Annotated in this window: 16 protein-coding genes; 9 read left to right on the top strand and 7 right to left on the bottom strand. The window is 38.8% G+C overall.

Features of this window, described 5'->3' with window-relative positions:
- The first annotated feature begins 82 nt into the window (after window positions 1-82).
- Genes EHQ49_RS00655 through EHQ49_RS00645 form a run of 3 tightly spaced genes read left to right on the top strand, consistent with a single transcriptional unit; the run spans window position 83 to window position 2,333 of the window.
- Complete coding sequence (locus tag EHQ49_RS00655; protein ID WP_135575326.1) at window positions 83-634, top strand: rhodanese-like domain-containing protein; 552 nt, start codon at window positions 83-85, stop codon at window positions 632-634.
- Between the two features lie 47 nt (window positions 635-681).
- The gene (locus tag EHQ49_RS00650) at window positions 682-1,950 is read left to right on the top strand and encodes an ATP-binding protein (protein ID WP_135575324.1); all 1,269 of its coding nucleotides are present in this window, start codon (window positions 682-684) and stop codon (window positions 1,948-1,950) included.
- Window positions 1,947-2,333 carry a response regulator gene (locus EHQ49_RS00645; RefSeq protein WP_135575322.1) on the top strand — a complete coding sequence of 129 codons (387 nt, stop codon included), beginning with the start codon at window positions 1,947-1,949 and terminating at the stop codon, window positions 2,331-2,333. Before EHQ49_RS00650 ends, EHQ49_RS00645 begins: the two co-directional genes overlap by 4 nt.
- Before the next feature lie 8 nt (window positions 2,334-2,341).
- On the opposite strand, the gene EHQ49_RS00640 is transcribed toward EHQ49_RS00645, so the two are convergent.
- Window positions 2,342-3,568 carry a lipoprotein LipL46 gene (locus EHQ49_RS00640; RefSeq protein ID WP_135575320.1) on the bottom strand — a complete coding sequence of 409 codons (1,227 nt, stop codon included), beginning with the start codon at window positions 3,566-3,568 and terminating at the stop codon, window positions 2,342-2,344.
- A gap of 51 nt (window positions 3,569-3,619) precedes the next feature.
- On the opposite strand from EHQ49_RS00640, the gene EHQ49_RS00635 reads away from it, so the two are divergent.
- Genes EHQ49_RS00635 through ychF form a run of 6 tightly spaced genes read left to right on the top strand, consistent with a single transcriptional unit; the run spans window position 3,620 to window position 8,663 of the window.
- Entirely contained in the window at window positions 3,620-4,864 is a 1,245-nt protein-coding gene (locus EHQ49_RS00635) for an exo-beta-N-acetylmuramidase NamZ family protein (RefSeq protein ID WP_135575318.1), read from the top strand.
- 7 nt (window positions 4,865-4,871) lie between these two features.
- Window positions 4,872-5,465: an LIC_11883 family protein gene (locus EHQ49_RS00630; RefSeq protein ID WP_135575316.1), complete on the top strand. Its 594-nt coding sequence runs from the start codon at window positions 4,872-4,874 to the stop codon at window positions 5,463-5,465.
- Window positions 5,466-5,468: 3 nt separating this feature from the next.
- On the top strand, window positions 5,469-6,347 hold the full coding sequence (locus tag EHQ49_RS00625) for a DUF2797 domain-containing protein (RefSeq protein ID WP_208732138.1): 879 nt from the start codon (window positions 5,469-5,471) through the stop codon (window positions 6,345-6,347).
- Window positions 6,331-7,029: an RluA family pseudouridine synthase gene (locus tag EHQ49_RS00620; RefSeq protein ID WP_135575311.1), complete on the top strand. Its 699-nt coding sequence runs from the start codon at window positions 6,331-6,333 to the stop codon at window positions 7,027-7,029. The genes EHQ49_RS00625 and EHQ49_RS00620 overlap by 17 nt, the downstream gene beginning before the upstream one ends.
- Complete coding sequence (locus EHQ49_RS00615) at window positions 7,026-7,517, top strand: hypothetical protein (protein WP_135575309.1); 492 nt, start codon at window positions 7,026-7,028, stop codon at window positions 7,515-7,517. Before EHQ49_RS00620 ends, EHQ49_RS00615 begins: the two co-directional genes overlap by 4 nt.
- Before the next feature lie 48 nt (window positions 7,518-7,565).
- Complete coding sequence (gene ychF, locus EHQ49_RS00610; protein ID WP_135575307.1) at window positions 7,566-8,663, top strand: redox-regulated ATPase YchF; 1,098 nt, start codon at window positions 7,566-7,568, stop codon at window positions 8,661-8,663.
- 137 nt (window positions 8,664-8,800) lie between these two features.
- On the opposite strand, the gene EHQ49_RS00605 is transcribed toward ychF, so the two are convergent.
- The 6 genes from EHQ49_RS00605 to EHQ49_RS00580 are packed head-to-tail and all read right to left on the bottom strand — an operon-like array spanning window position 8,801 to window position 14,657.
- Window positions 8,801-9,325 (bottom strand): hypothetical protein, encoded by a 525-nt coding sequence (locus EHQ49_RS00605; RefSeq protein ID WP_135575305.1) that lies wholly within the window; start codon window positions 9,323-9,325, stop codon window positions 8,801-8,803.
- Window positions 9,326-9,343: 18 nt separating this feature from the next.
- A complete protein-coding gene (locus EHQ49_RS00600) occupies window positions 9,344-9,913 on the bottom strand; it encodes an RNA polymerase sigma factor (RefSeq protein WP_135575303.1) in 570 nt (189 codons plus the stop codon).
- On the bottom strand, window positions 9,910-10,938 hold the full coding sequence (locus tag EHQ49_RS00595) for a hypothetical protein (protein WP_208732133.1): 1,029 nt from the start codon (window positions 10,936-10,938) through the stop codon (window positions 9,910-9,912). The genes EHQ49_RS00600 and EHQ49_RS00595 overlap by 4 nt, the downstream gene beginning before the upstream one ends.
- The gene (locus tag EHQ49_RS00590; RefSeq protein WP_135575301.1) at window positions 10,935-12,278 is read right to left on the bottom strand and encodes a CHAT domain-containing protein; all 1,344 of its coding nucleotides are present in this window, start codon (window positions 12,276-12,278) and stop codon (window positions 10,935-10,937) included. The genes EHQ49_RS00595 and EHQ49_RS00590 overlap by 4 nt, the downstream gene beginning before the upstream one ends.
- Before the next feature lie 14 nt (window positions 12,279-12,292).
- Window positions 12,293-13,423 carry a cysteine desulfurase family protein gene (locus EHQ49_RS00585; RefSeq protein ID WP_135575299.1) on the bottom strand — a complete coding sequence of 377 codons (1,131 nt, stop codon included), beginning with the start codon at window positions 13,421-13,423 and terminating at the stop codon, window positions 12,293-12,295.
- Entirely contained in the window at window positions 13,401-14,657 is a 1,257-nt protein-coding gene (locus EHQ49_RS00580; RefSeq protein WP_135575297.1) for a hypothetical protein, read from the bottom strand. Before EHQ49_RS00580 ends, EHQ49_RS00585 begins: the two co-directional genes overlap by 23 nt.
- Window positions 14,658-14,668 lie beyond the last annotated feature (11 nt).

Here is a 14,668-nt window from a genome sequence, read left to right as displayed (position 1 = left end):
CCCCTGGCAAGTCGAAAAAAGGTTTGAGTTTCCTTGCCAATCAATAGTATACTTTCAGATGCGTTAAATAGGAGATTCCCTTATGAAACAGTTCGTTTTGATTTTACTGGTACTCGTCACAATCCCACTTGTTTCTGAATCTTCTAAAAAGAAGAAACTAAAATCCAAATCGGTTCCGATTGAAAACAAACTGATCAATTATGGTGAGTTCAAACGGATAGTAAACCGTTCCGAAGGTGAGAGAGAAACTCATCGCCTAACAGAAGATCAGTTTTTGAAATTGATGTCGGAGGAAGGTGTCGTTTTACTTGATGCACGGAGTGAAAATCGATTTCATCTTTTGCATATCAAAGGGGCGAAGAACCTTCCGTTTACTGAATTCACAAAAGAGTCTTTATCTGAAGCCATTCCTGAAAAAAAAACAAAAATCCTCATTTATTGTAACAACAACTTTGAAGGGAACCAAGAAGCGTTTGCAGCAAAAAGTCCTGCAGCTTCGTTGAATCTTTCTACCTACAACTCGTTAAAAGCATATGGATACGAATCGATTTATGAACTTGGGCCACTACTTGATGTAAAAAAAACTGTGCTTCCACTTGTGAGTGATCCACCGGAAAAACAAGAAACTCCTTAATGTTTATGACCAGTGTGAATTTAGGAGTCATTTAAAAATACAATCTCATGATCCAAGGACAACTTCTATCAGATATCATTGAGGCCGTTTCCAATACTTACGGAAATGAGTTCCTCAATCGACTTATGCTTAAGTTAGCCGACATCATTCATGCCGACTATACTTTCATAGCCATCTTTGATAAAGAAAAATATGAATCACAGACAATCTCTCTTGTCGCAAAGGGAGTGATTGCCGAAAACATGGCTTATTCCTTAAAAGATACACCTTGTGCTGATGTTTATGATGAAAGTATTTGTTACTTTCCCTCTGGAGTACAAAAGAAATTTCCTTTAGACCAACTCTTGATCGAAATGAAAATCGAGGGGTACATTGGCTCTCCGTTATTCAACTCCCGTAAAGAAGTTATGGGTTTGATTGTCGGTCTATATGAAACAGAAATCCAAAACAAAGACGATATTCTTACCTTATTCCAAATATTTTCCGGAAGGATTGCTGCGGAATTAGAACGTTCTGAATACGAATTACGTTTAGAACAATACAACCATGAGTTGGAATCTCTTGTAGAAGAACGAACAAGTGAGCTAAAACAAACATTAGTTGAACTACAAGCACGCCAGAATCAACTCATTGAATCAGAAAAGATGGCAAGTCTTGGTATGTTATCTGCTGGGATTGCCCACGAAATCAACAATCCTCTCAATTTCATTCTGGGTGGATATTTTGGAGTTCGTGATCTTTTAGAAGGGTCACCGTTAGAATCGGAAAAAACCCAATTGTATTTGGAGGCCATAAAGGAAGGTGTGGAACGTACTTCCAAGATTGTAAAAGGTTTGAACCAGTTTACTCGAAGTGGTGATTCCTTTGATGAACGTTTTGACCTACATGAAATTTTGGATAATTGTCTTGTGATGCTCACCCATTCCCTCAGAGACCGAATTTTAGTGGTGAAAGATTTATTTCCAGAACCCCTCGTCGTAAAAGGAAATTCTGGAAAGATCCACCAAGTATTTTTAAACATTCTCACTAATGCCATCCAAGCTATGGAGGGGGATTCCGGTATTTTGGGGCTTCGGAGTTTTCGGGATTCTCGATTTGCCACTATTGAAATTTCGGATACGGGTGGTGGGATCCCAGAGGAATACCAGAATCAAATTCGAAATCCGTTTTTTACCACGAAAGAGCCGGGGAAAGGGGTGGGCCTTGGTTTGCCCATTGCTTATAAAATTACAAAAGACCATGAAGGTTCGATTGAAATGGAATCGGTCTGGGGAAAGGGCTCCTTGTTCCGAATCAAACTTCCCATACAAGTATGAAAGAAAAACCAGTAAAACGTAAGTTACTCTATGTTGATGATGAAATTTTGAATTTGTATTTGTTTCGAGATTACTTTCGAAACGAATACGATGTGATCGTGGCCCAATCCGGTGATGAAGCCATTGAAGAACTGACGGAAAATACGGATGTCCAGTTTGTGATTAGCGATATGCGAATGCCAGAGATGAATGGTTTGGAATTTATCTCAAAAGCGAAAGAAATTCGTCCTAATATTGTCTATTGTATTTTGACAGGTTATGATTTAACACCAGAAATCCAAATGGCAATTGCAGAAAATCGAGTGGCTCGTTATTTTTCTAAACCCTTTGATCCTACAGAGATTGGTTTATTTCTCTCTGCAGGCAAAGGGGAAACAATGTAATTTAAGTTTTATTTGTTTCTAAATTCGGCTTCTACAACTCCTCTTTTGGAGCTGTTAATACTTAACGTTTTGCTACTAAGGAAACGAAAACTCGAATCTTTTTTATACATTAACTCTTCTGCAAACATAGATTCTTTGCCGGGATAAGTTAGTTCCCATTCTGATCCACCAACTTCCGTTTTGCGGTCATTAATTTGTTTTACAGAAGTGTATTCCATTAAATCGTTTTTGAAATTAATGGCATCTTCTAATCCTAGTCCTTTGAATTTTAAGATGACAGTGTTTTGTTCTGTGAGTTTGAACCACTCATCTTTGATTTGTTTTCCAACTTTACCTGATACTAGATTTGACCAATCTTTGACGGCTTGTTCTCTGGAAACTTCTTGAGTGATATCAGCACCACGTCCTTCCAAACTTCCCGATCCAAAAATTTTACCATCACCCCAAAGTTGAATGATACGATATGGTCCTGTTGCCGCAGAACTTAAAAAATCTGTTTTTTTCCCACCAGGTAAAACCACTGGTTTTTGGTCCGTTGTTGAAACTTTGGCAACAATCAAAACTTCTGCCCCAGAATCCTGTGCCAGAGTGAGAAGAGGACTTCCTTCCTCCACTGAGGTGAGATCCAGTTTCGCAAGGCTTGGATTTTTTTTGAGTAAGGCTGTGAGTTGGGAGCTATCCACAACTTTGTTCCCTTTGGTTCGGAGTTTTTCGATGAGTTCCGCTTCTGCAATATTGGTAGCAGATCCAATGGGATAGGATTTTCCATTGATCACGGTTTGTACAAGAACGGCAATTCTTGGATTTCCAACATCGTCGAGAAGTGCGTCTACTGCGGTAGAAAGTTTGGTTGCTTCCACTTCACAACGTACATTCAAACGGATCATGTCCTGGGTGTCCAATTTCCATGGTTCTTCACTGATGATATCGTATTTTTTTACGAAACTATCTGTTTTGCCGTAGAGTTTGGAGCCAAGGGATTGGCCATCAGACACTCCTGATTTTTCCGTAATTTGTTCGCCCACCAGTTTACGGATGGCGTTGAGTTTTGCGTCCTTCAAAGCCTTGTTTCGGGCAAGGGCCAAGTCTCCTTGGTAGATAGGTGCCTCTCCCATTGCTGTCACCACGTTGTCTGGCAACGTAGGTTGTTTCTGGGCTGAATTGGATCCGGCACATGCCAAAATAGTAAGGATGAGAACTCCGGTTAAGGGAGCCAATCGAAGTCGGTTGAACATGAAGGACATTTCTCCTTGAAGATTTGCTATATTATAGAAACATATACTTACATGACCAATTACTTTTTTAGGTTTTCTCTCTGCTTTCTTGTACTCGCTTGCCATGGGAACACAGTTCCGCAGTTTCGCGTCCACCCACTTGATTCCAAGTTGCGGGTGTCCCAGGACATTTTTTATGAAAAAGTCCTCCCGACTATGGCAGGAAAAAAATTGATGCTTGCGACCAATCCTTCCGGAATAGGAACCAATCCAAAAAAGATCATCACATCCTTAGAGAAACATAAAATTACACTCGAACATCTGATAGGTCTTGAACATGGCTTTTTAGGATTAGAAGAAGAATTTAGCCAAACACCCGTTACTATGGACACAACTTTCAATCGTCCTTTGTATCATATCTATCGTATCAAAGACTCTGAACTACGGGAACTCGTTACGGAAGTGGACTATGTAGTTTTTGATGTTCAAGATGTTGGGATGCGTTGTTATACTTATTTGAGTGTTCTAAAACGCCTTATGGATGCAATGAAGAATACCAAAACAAAACTCATTGTACTCGATCATATTCATGTGGCAATGCATCTTCCTCCTATGGGTGAAAAGATGAATCCACGAAATTTAAATTTTGCTGGTGAGTTTCCTTCGTTACTCATCACAGGGATGACTGTTGGTGAGGCCACAAGGTTTTATAATAAGGAATACTTAAAAGATACGGTGGATGTAATGGTAGTTCCTGTTGAAGGATATCGCCGAGGAATGTATTTTGAAGATACAGGAATTCCTTGGACAACACCATCACCAAACTTGCCAATGGTGGACTCCGCAAGAAACTATCTATCACTTGTTCTTTTGGAAGGAGTGAATGTATCAGTGGGTCGGGGAACCCAAGCTCCTTTTGTTTATTTTGGAGCTCCTTGGATGACAAACCCTGAGGAATTAGCAAATAAACTAACAAGTCTCGGAAACAAATCTTACTATTTTTCTCCTGTGTATTTCAAACCGACTTTTGGTCCTCATAAAGGTAAAATCTGTTCAGGACTCCGAATGAATTTGGTTCGTCCCGATTATGATCCAATTCAATTGGCATATGATTTGATTCGCCTAATGAAAGAATCTTACCCAAGTGATTTTAAATGGAGTAAGGGCGCGTCGAACCATTGGGTAGACCAACTTTGGGGTAATGATCATTTCCGAACTTCTATCAATGAAGGAAAAAGTTTTTCTGATTTTCATAAAACTTATTTATCAGAAGAAGAAAATGAAGGTAAAAAAATCGCTCCTTATTTGTTGTACTGAGGTTATAATGAAACGAATTCTAATTACATTTTTTATGTTTCTTTTTGCTCTGTCGGTGTTTCCTTCGGAGAAGGAATTAAAAAACATCCCTAAAAATAAAGCATCCAAGGTATTAAAATCCGTGGCTTATGCTACAATTCGTTCCACATTACTTGTTCCCTATGGAGAGGGAATCGAAAAGGAATCCACATACACTCCTTGTTCTGAAAACTTCCCAACTATGCCTGGAGATTTCCCATGTAATTATTTGGATTGGGAAGGGACCACACTGGAAGTGGCTCCGAGTTCAGGGGTGAGTGAAGGAGAGGCCACGAACTCTTCGGATCCAGAAGATGTTTATCCTGGTGGTAAGGTCACGATCAAACAGGTGAAACAAAAATCGCCAAATTTAAACGGGAAGGTCGTATTTCTTGGTGAAGGAGAGGACCAATTAAAACTTTTTTACACGCCGAAAGGGCAAATTTCCCATTACCTTTTTCGCCAAACTCTTGTTATTTTTAAATGGAACCTTTCTGGTTCTGAACCAAGCCTTATTGGACTACTCTTTGTGAACGTCAATAGGGAATACTTTCCAGAAGAAGTAAAAGAATACTCCTTTTAAAAAATTATGCCACTAGTCCAAGGTTATGTAAGAAAAATGTCTCACAAAGGTCTTTCCCCTGTTTCCTATTTTTGGGAATCAGCGACCTATAATGAAGCCGATAAAAAAGATCTTACGGCCAAAGAATCAACATCCGAAAGTCCGGTGGAGTCTTGGATTGGAAAAAAAATCACCCTTTCAACCAATGATGAAATCCGTTGTTTGCATTGTGGCAAAAAAACAAAAAAGTCATTTAGCCAAGGTTATTGTTTTACTTGTTTTACAAACCTGAGCGAAACCGATCTATGTATCCTTCGTCCCGAAACCTGTCATTTTCACAAAGGCACTTGCCGGGAACCTGAATGGGGAAAAACAAATTGTTTCAAAAAACATACTGTTTACTTTGCTAACTCGAGTGGACTAAAAGTGGGAATCACTAAAGAAAATCCAGTCTCGAATCGTTGGGTAGACCAAGGTGCTAAGTTTGGAATTCCTATTTTAGAAGTTGAGTCACGTCGGGATGCTGGAATTTTAGAACATTATTTGAGTCAGTTTTTACCAGATAAAACCACTTGGCAAAAAATGGTAACGGGTGATCCACCTAATATTGATTTGGTGCGAGAGGCAAATAAGTTTTTAAACCATTTGGAAAAAAATGAATTCCTTTCTCCTCCAGATAGTAAGTCCAAATTAGTTTGGAATCGACTTGATCTAAGTGGTGGTGTTACAGAAATTCAATATCCGATTGATTCTTATCCTGAAAAAATCAAATCACTCAAACTGACAAAAGAAACCCCGATCACTGATACCCTTGTAGGAATCAAGGGACAATACCTTTTGTTTGTATCTGGAGTGGTTAATATCCGTAGTCTTTCAGGTCTTTGGATTGAAGTCTCCACGTAGACAGATTCGTCTGAAAGGCGGATTCACAACCAACATCCTTTACGAATGTGAAGAATTTTTGCTCGCTGAAAAACCAGAAGGGTTACCTGTTCACGAAACCAAAGATCCGAACAGAAATGATTTCACGAGACTTCTCGCGGCTTATCTCAATCTTCCTGAACTACGAACTGCGAACCGTTTGGATTTGGGAACCAGTGGAATTGTTCTTTTGGGAAAAACAGCAGATAAAAATAAAGAAATCGATTCTTTGTTAAAGGATGCGGATAAAGAATATATTTTTTTGTGTTCCGGAATTCCTGATTGGAAAGAAAAAAATTATGAATGTTTCCTTCGGGATGGGAACAAAGAAGTACAAATTGTGCGAAGTGGGGGGAAAAAAGCAATCACTGAGTTCCGAATTCTATCTGTGTATCCCAAAGAAAACCTATCTTTTGGAATGGCGAAAATTGTAACAGGAAGGAGACACCAAATTCGCGTTATGCTTCGGGAGCTGGGACATCCAATTCTTGGAGATACTGTTTATTCTAACGTCCCAACAAAAGAAGTTCGGATGTTTCTTCATTCGTTTCGATTGTGCTTTACCGACCTTCAGGGTGAAAAACAGTGGGTGGAGACAGAAATACCAAGTGCATTTTCGACACGAGTGGGAACAAAAATTTCTGTTACGAACGAACAAAAATGAAAAACGAAATTTTCCAACTCTTTTTAAAAGAACAAAAATTATACAAAATCCTGTCTGGTATTGCCAAATATGTCTCGATTTGTTTTCTCATCATTTATTTGTATTTATTGTTTAGCTCCCGTTATACGGCAAGTCCTCTGATTGTTGTCATTAATTATCTTGCGATCCTTACTAGTTTTTCTGGGATCATTACTTTTAAATACTTTGAAATTCCCTCTCTGCTTTTGGCAGTATTTACGGAAGGAAAGTCGGCAGAGTTTTTTCAATTGGGTGTAGGGGAAAGGCAAGTCATTTGGAGGAAAGCAGGCCGTGAAGATATTTTGCCTCCTGATCCTGAAATAGAGTTTATCATTTCTAGTCTTCATTTGTACGACCGTTACCCTTGGCAACGGATTGGTAAAATTTACTCAATTGGATATTTGGTAGTCATCCTAACTTCTGTTTTTTATCTCACCTCTGTCTATCTAGAGAACGGATTTCAAAACTAAGAAAGCAATTTTCCTTGTCTTACGGTCTCTCGGTAAAAATCTATCCTTATGGCTTTGAATTGTGGAATTGTAGGTCTCCCGAACGTCGGTAAGTCGACTATTTTTAATGCACTCACTAAGGCAGGAGCTCAGGCTGCCAACTATCCGTTTTGTACGATAGAACCCAATACAGGTGTTGTAGAAGTTCCAGATGAGAGGCTGAATCGTTTAGCCGATGTCTACAAACCCAAAAGAACGATTCCCACGATGATTGAGTTTGTGGACATTGCTGGCCTTGTGAAAGGGGCAAGCCAAGGGGAAGGACTTGGAAATCAGTTTTTATCGCATATCCGTGAAGTGGATGCTATTTGTCATGTGGTTCGTGCCTTTCAGGACGAAAACATAACACATGTTCATGGTAAAGTGGATCCCATCGAAGACATTACAGTCATCAATTATGAACTCATTCTTGCCGATTTAGACAGTTTAGAAAAACAACAACAACGTGTGGCAAAAACTGCAAAAACAGGAAACAAAGAAGCCGTCGAAATTTCAGCTGTGATGGATAAAATCTTAGATGCTCTTAAAAAAGGAAATCGTGCATCGACAGTTGAACTTGGAGATGAAGAACAAAAAATTGCTAAAAAATTCAATCTCATTACCATAAAGCCTGTGTTATATGTTGCGAATATCTTAGATACCGATGTAAAAACTACGGAAAATCCGCTAGTTAAAACCATCATTGATTTTGCTTCTAAAGAAGGAGCACCTGTTGTTGTTTTATGTGGTAGATTCGAAGAAGAAATTTCTGGTTTAGAAAAAGAAGACCAAATTGCTTTTCTGGAAGAAATTGGTGAAAAGGAATCAGGCCTTTCTCGCATGATTCGTGCATCCTACAAACTTCTTGGGCTTCTGACTTTTTTTACGGCTGGTGTAGAAGAGGTGAGAGCTTGGACCACCCACCAAGGCAGCACTGGCCCAGTTGCTGCGAGTGTCATCCATTCTGATTTTGAAAAGGGTTATATCCGTGCGGAAGTAATGCGTTACGAAGACATCGACCGCACAGGTGATGGAGCCAAAGTTAAAGATGAGGGAAAACTGCGAGTGGAAGGGAAAGAATACATCGTCCAAGACGGGGATGTGATTTACTTCCGGGTGAACGCATAAAAAAAGTCCCGACTTTCGCCGGGACTCTTAAATGTGAACTAGTTTGGAAAAGAAAGTATGTTCCTAAATGTAGGAACGTTTTTCTCAACCAATAGATGCCTGGTCACAGTAGTTTTATTGCATTGGTTCAAAAAAAATTACGACTGTAACATAAAATGATAACGACCGATTTCTTTGCCGGACTCAAAAATCGCAAGTTCCGGGCTGGAATCCAATGTGATGGGAGAATCAAACATGGACTGAGTTCCTAGTTTGGGAAGCGTTTCGACGGGTGCCCCATCCAAAAAGAGTTTGGCCGATAGGCGTTCACAGTTGGAAGCTTCGACGGATAAGAAAACTTGGTTTTTCTCGGCATTGGGTTGGAAAACAAAATCAAAATCCCGGCCACCAATCTGCCTATGGACACGAAAGGCGGCACTGGAACCGCGGAAGGCTAGGTCCTGTGAAAGTAGGTTTGTTTCGCCAAAATCACTTGTGAGAAGTTTTAACTGGTCTTTGATAAACTGTAAATAGATCTGAATGGTCGTTCCGGAAATAGGGAGGACTGTTTCTAAGATCCGATCCATCGTAGGCGTGTCCGCATCTTCCCCTTGGGACATGAGGTAAAGGGCTTCTTTTAATTTGAGTCGGTTCATAAATTCATTCGGATCTTTTGGTTCCATAGTATTTATTTCCCCCTGCTAAGGCTTTATTTCCTTTAAAAGGATTTTTTTTATCTTTTCTTTCGCTCTGTTGGCCCGAGCTAGGACCGTTCCTAGGGGAACATCGAGAATTTCAGCGATTTCTTTGAATTTGTACCCTTTGAGGCGTAGGATGAGGATTTCTTTATGGGCATCATCTAGGCCTTCGATTAGGTCGTAGAACTCTTGTTTTTCTTCCCAAGCGAAGTAAACATCTTCTTGGCTTTGCCTATCATCCAAAATATCAATACTCAGATCCAAAGAAATACCTTCCCGATACTCATACCGACGAATGGATCTTGTCTGAGACATACTTATATTTTTAGAAATTTCACTGATGTAGACAATAAATGCGGGAAAACTATCCCCTTTAAACTTTCGAAGGAGTTGGTAGTCATTTTCGGTAAGTTTGAGATAAACTTGTTGGGAGGTGTCAGTCACTTCTTCTCTGGGAACATAGTGGGCACAGGTTCCCATAATGAGTCTATGAAACTTACGAATGAATTCCTGCCAGGCGGAACCTTTCCCTAAAAGGCAGTTGTCGATTAACTTACGAATCTCATCACTCATAGATCTTTAATTGATTGGACGGAATTTTTACAAGATATCAGAACATTTTCCAATCTTTTTTGAAAATGATGAGACCTAAATAGTGTTTGTTTGATGAACCGAACGCGGGTTTGGTTCGTTTGTGAAAAAGATGTTTGTCCTTTTGTAGTGAAACGACCGTAGTCACTAAAAAAACCAAAAAATCCTAATATTCGAATTTTCTGATTTGTATTAGGGATTTCTTCTAAACAAGTTTGGAATTCAGTTAAAGAGGATAACTTTTCCGGATCGAAATCCGGGTCTAGTTTCCATTCACCAATCAAATTTAGGAAAAACTTTTTTGTTTCAACGTTTTCTTCATTTAGATTTGCCGAAGACCAAGGATTCTGTTTAGAATAATAAAACAATTGATAGGTATTTTTGTTTTGTTGTTTCATATCCTGTAAAAGTCGCAGAATTAAAGTTTTTCTTCTGGTTTCTGGCATTTCGGAATACAACACCCGGTTGATTGCGAGTGTATATTCTCTTTCTTTTCCCAACAATAGAACTTCGTGAGATTTGTATAAATTAGAAAATATATAGATGGTTTTTTCCCATTCCTTCTTTAGTTCACTAACCAGTGGAAAAAGTTCTTCATTTGTGATTTCCGATTCTAAAATTTCTAATTTAGGTAACACAATCAGATCAAAGATTTTTTTCTTGGTTTGTTTTTCGAGTTGGATGAATTCCTCTTTGGTCGCTTCAGAACATTGTCTGACTGTAAGAATGGCATCGTAAAAAGATATGTACCGAAGAATTTCTGTTAAATCTTTGATTTCCGAGTGATTACATATTTTCCAATAATACAGAAAATCCAACTCCTCTTCTTGCGTTTCAGTGCGGATCATGTCCCTCGTTTGGATTCCGTAAGCTTGGCTAAACAGATTTTGGTGAGAATCGTAGGATGTCCATACATCCTCGAATGATTTTGATTTAGGAAACCATTCCGCAACCAAGGGAAAGGATATACAAAGTAGTAATAATGATGTTTTTAGAAGTGGTTTCAAAATCCGCTCCTAGTTTTGAATTCGTAATACATTTTTTCTTCGGAATTTTCTTTAGAAAAGATTGTTTCGAGTAATTCCCTTTTTTGTGAATCATCAAGAAACTCGTGTTTTGTTTTCAAAAAACTGAATGCCATTTTGCGAAATTCGGGATTTTTTAATTGAGAAATTCGATTGAGAAGAACATCCTTCTGTAAAACAACTTGTTCCTTTGTTTTTCTTTCAGCAACGGTAGTTGGTTCTAAAGTATCCAAATTCTCTACCTTGATAGGTTCTTTCCTGTTATCTGAAAATACAATGAAAAAAAACAAAAACAACAAAACAACTGTTATTCCTATGATCCTTTTGTATATATTTGTTTGTTTTTGTGTTGAAAAGTGAACTAAACTAATTGCTGTTATGATTTCTTTTGCAGATCCTTTATACAGTGATTTTCGAATTTTTGTGATTGATTTGTGTGAATTTTTGGAGCTTAAAAAATATTTCCAAAACTTGATTCCAATTTCTTTGGCCAAACTAGATTCGACTGGGAATAAAAAACCAATCACTTCTTTGGCTCCTGCTTTTAAGAAACTTGTGGTGAGTCCGGATTGTTCATAAGAATCGAAAGAAGAATAACAACTATTAATAAAAACTAGGTTTAAGTTTGAAAAGGAATGAACTGCCAAATCATTTGTGTTTAAAAAATCTTTTTCTCCTAGAGGTATTCCTTTTTTTTCCGTATGCCCTGCGTAATGTAAATATTTTACTGAGTTTGTTTCTTCAATGAATCGGACACGTGTTAGATTGTTTTCTTTTAGAATCCGTAGAGGAAGTTTTGTTTCCAGGATAGGGTACAAAGATTTACATTCTTCTGTGACGGAGGATATTAAATTGGTTTTTACCGGGTTACAAACAAGAAGGATACCATTTGTTCTTTGGAGATTTTCTTTTTGGATGAAGGTGATTCTAATCCCTCGACGGAATTCACTGTCTTGAAACAAAAATCCTCTATGGGTTCGGAGGATTTCCCAAGGAAGGGATGAAAATTCGGGATCAACTAAGATTTGAATCGAACCTCGAAACCCCGGACTTCGCCAGAAGGGGTTGGAGTTTCCAAAAACAATCTGTTCTAAACTATCCGATTTTTTTCCAAGTTTTTCTAGGAATTCTTCACGGCTTGGGTTTTGTGAAAGGATTCGTTCTACAAATAAGGACCAATCCTTTTGAAACTCAACTAGAACTTCACCCGAGAACTTTGTAGTTTTTTCGACGGTTCCAAATTGATCTTGTTTTTCTTCCCAAATGCACTCTCCATCGGTGACTCCATCTATCGAGTATTTGGCGATAATTCGTAATTTCACTGGAGATACTGTCTTTATTTGAATTTTTGAATCAAATCTTGGATGGCTATGAGTAAGGCATCTACATCTTCTTTAGTTGTGAAAAAACCTGTGGAGATTCGGATACAACGTAAAGCTTCCTCTTCGGAATAACCCATATAGAGTAATGATTTAGAAGCTTCCCGTGCTCGCGATTTACAAGAACTTCCTGTTGAAACTAAAATTCCTTTTTCTTCCATTCCCAATAAGAAAAAGTCCACAGATTGGATGGGAAGGAGGAGGAAACTTGTATTCGGAAGTCTTGGGGAGGATTTGGCAATGACCTGGCAACCAAGAGACTCTGCTTTTTTTTCAATGAGAGATTGGAACTCGTAGAGTCGTTTGTTTTTATCTTCCAATTGACTCAGTTGGATTTCAGAAACTTGGCGTAAACATTCAATTGCAAAGGTATTTTCTGTTCCTGCTCTATGTTCATTTTCTTGGTTTCCACCACCGAACACTCGAAAGTTGGCGTCGGCTTTGGGAAGATAAGTTACTGCCGCTCCCATTCCTGCACCAATTTTGTGTCCGGAAAAAGTAAATCCATCGAATAAAGAATAAAAAAGGGGAACTTTACAAAATCCTTGCATAAGATCACTATAAAATAGTTGTCCATATGCCTTTGTTAGGTTTTGGATCTCCTTGGCTGGTTGAATGACACCCGTTTCGTTTCCTGCATAGAGACAAACTACTGGTCTTGGATTTTCTTTTAGTTTTTTTTCTAAATCATTTAAATGGATGATTCCGGATTTGTCTGTCGCGATGAGGTCCGATTTAAACTGATAGGTTTCTAGGGCCGCATACATACTTGAATGTTCAAAAGGAGATACAATGACCGATTCTAGGTTGGGAAATTGGACTCGTAAACTTTGGATGAGAAGATAGTTTGCTTCTGTACCTGTGGAAGAGAAAACAAACTGTTTTTCTTGTCCTTTGGTAACGGAGGCAAAATACTTTCTAGTTTGTTCGATTTTTCCTTGGTTTTTTAAGGAATACCGAGTGATCCCAGAAGGATTGTAAAACCCTTCCAGATAATCTGCCAAACAAGTTTCCAGAATTTCAGGAAAAGGGGGATGTGTGGCATTGTAATCGAAATACTTTAGATCATTCGTTAAATGGGATTTCATCGGCTTCTTCGTAGCGACCCAGTTTGCGAAGGACGGATCTATTTAAGTTGTGATAGTGTTTTAGAATGTCGTCTTTTTTTCCACCTACGCTTCGTTCGTCGACGTTGCGAAGTTTGGCCTTTAGTGCATCCAAAATGGCGATACTTTTTCCATTTTCTTTCAGTTTGTGATAAGACTCGGCTTCCTTCATTTTGGATTCAAATTCATGAACTAGAAGGGCAGGTACATTAATGTCTTCGATTTCTGAAGCCAGTTGGATGTTTGCCGCTTCTCTGAATTCTGTAGCGGCTCGTTTGTAGTAAGATTCTTCTTCTATACCAAGTTGGAAAAAAAGTTCTGCTCTGCGAAATTTGAATTTTAAATATTCTCTTTCGTCAGAACCAACAAAATAGAGTATCCTTTCATAGATATCATCCATCTCTCTTGGAGAAAAGTTTTTCATACCTGTGAGTAAAATTTGACGGAGTAATGATTCCAAATAGTCGTTTGGTGAAACTTCTGCAAAATCACTTCGTTTGATAGAAGATAAAACCACGCTCCGTTTTTGAACGGCGCTAAGTCCACTCGGTATTTTTTCTAAATCGGTGAGTTTTTTTAAGACAAAGTTTTCCGTTTCCAACATATGGGTTTTGTAACCCAAAAGGATTTCGCTTGGCCGACAACTTGCCCAAGCTACGGATTCAATTTTTTTAGGAGCAATGAATTCGGGGCCAGAAAAACGTAATGCTCGTTTGTAATAGTCAAGTGCAGTGAGTACCGCTTCAATATGGGAATTCCAATAATCTTTTGGATTGGGTCCGAGTGTCAGTTCCCCTTGGGGAGCCATTTTTAAAAACAGAGGAGAACCCCATTCCCTTGCTTTTTCGCGCCAGGTTAATTCTAAAAAATGATCCTCGACATGTTCTTTGCTTCGGAAATACAAACATGCTTTTTCCATCAGAGCCAAATCCAATGGAAGGATGGTGCCACGGGAATTTTCATCAGAACTGAAAAACTGGTTTATGGTTTGGAGGATGTCCGTTCCGCCTTCCTTTCTACCTTCAAGTACAGCATCCCCTTTGGCAATGAGTTGGTGTGCGATCCGAGGATTGGGATAACCAAAAAACGAATTGTAGGCGAGGGTGAATTTGGCAAGGATGGTGTCCTTGTTTCTCAGAATCCATGGGAAAGTGATTGCCCACACGATGAGAACAGCCAGGATGTATTTTAAATTTTCTCGGAAGATTTGGTTCAAGGATTTTCCCT

Source organism: Leptospira perdikensis (genome assembly GCF_004769575.1).
In the GTDB taxonomy this organism is placed as follows: domain Bacteria; phylum Spirochaetota; class Leptospiria; order Leptospirales; family Leptospiraceae; genus Leptospira_A; species Leptospira_A perdikensis.
Note: the sequence above shows the minus strand (reverse complement) of the source record. Positions and strands in the feature narration are given on the sequence as shown.

Bases quoted from the DNA above. Each gene is read 5' to 3' on its own strand.
- EHQ49_RS00655 (WP_135575326.1), top strand. From the start codon at position 83: ATGAAACAGTTCGTTTTGATTTTACTGGTACTCGTCACAATCCCACTT.
- EHQ49_RS00650 (WP_135575324.1), top strand. From the start codon at position 682: ATGATCCAAGGACAACTTCTATCAGATATCATTGAGGCCGTTTCCAAT.
- EHQ49_RS00645 (WP_135575322.1), top strand. From the start codon at position 1,947: ATGAAAGAAAAACCAGTAAAACGTAAGTTACTCTATGTTGATGATGAA.
- EHQ49_RS00640 (WP_135575320.1), bottom strand. From the start codon at position 3,568: ATGTTCAACCGACTTCGATTGGCTCCCTTAACCGGAGTTCTCATCCTT.
- EHQ49_RS00635 (WP_135575318.1), top strand. From the start codon at position 3,620: ATGACCAATTACTTTTTTAGGTTTTCTCTCTGCTTTCTTGTACTCGCT.
- EHQ49_RS00630 (WP_135575316.1), top strand. From the start codon at position 4,872: ATGAAACGAATTCTAATTACATTTTTTATGTTTCTTTTTGCTCTGTCG.
- EHQ49_RS00615 (WP_135575309.1), top strand. From the start codon at position 7,026: ATGAAAAACGAAATTTTCCAACTCTTTTTAAAAGAACAAAAATTATAC.
- ychF (WP_135575307.1), top strand. From the start codon at position 7,566: ATGGCTTTGAATTGTGGAATTGTAGGTCTCCCGAACGTCGGTAAGTCG.
- EHQ49_RS00605 (WP_135575305.1), bottom strand. From the start codon at position 9,325: ATGGAACCAAAAGATCCGAATGAATTTATGAACCGACTCAAATTAAAA.
- EHQ49_RS00600 (WP_135575303.1), bottom strand. From the start codon at position 9,913: ATGAGTGATGAGATTCGTAAGTTAATCGACAACTGCCTTTTAGGGAAA.
- EHQ49_RS00585 (WP_135575299.1), bottom strand. From the start codon at position 13,423: ATGAAATCCCATTTAACGAATGATCTAAAGTATTTCGATTACAATGCC.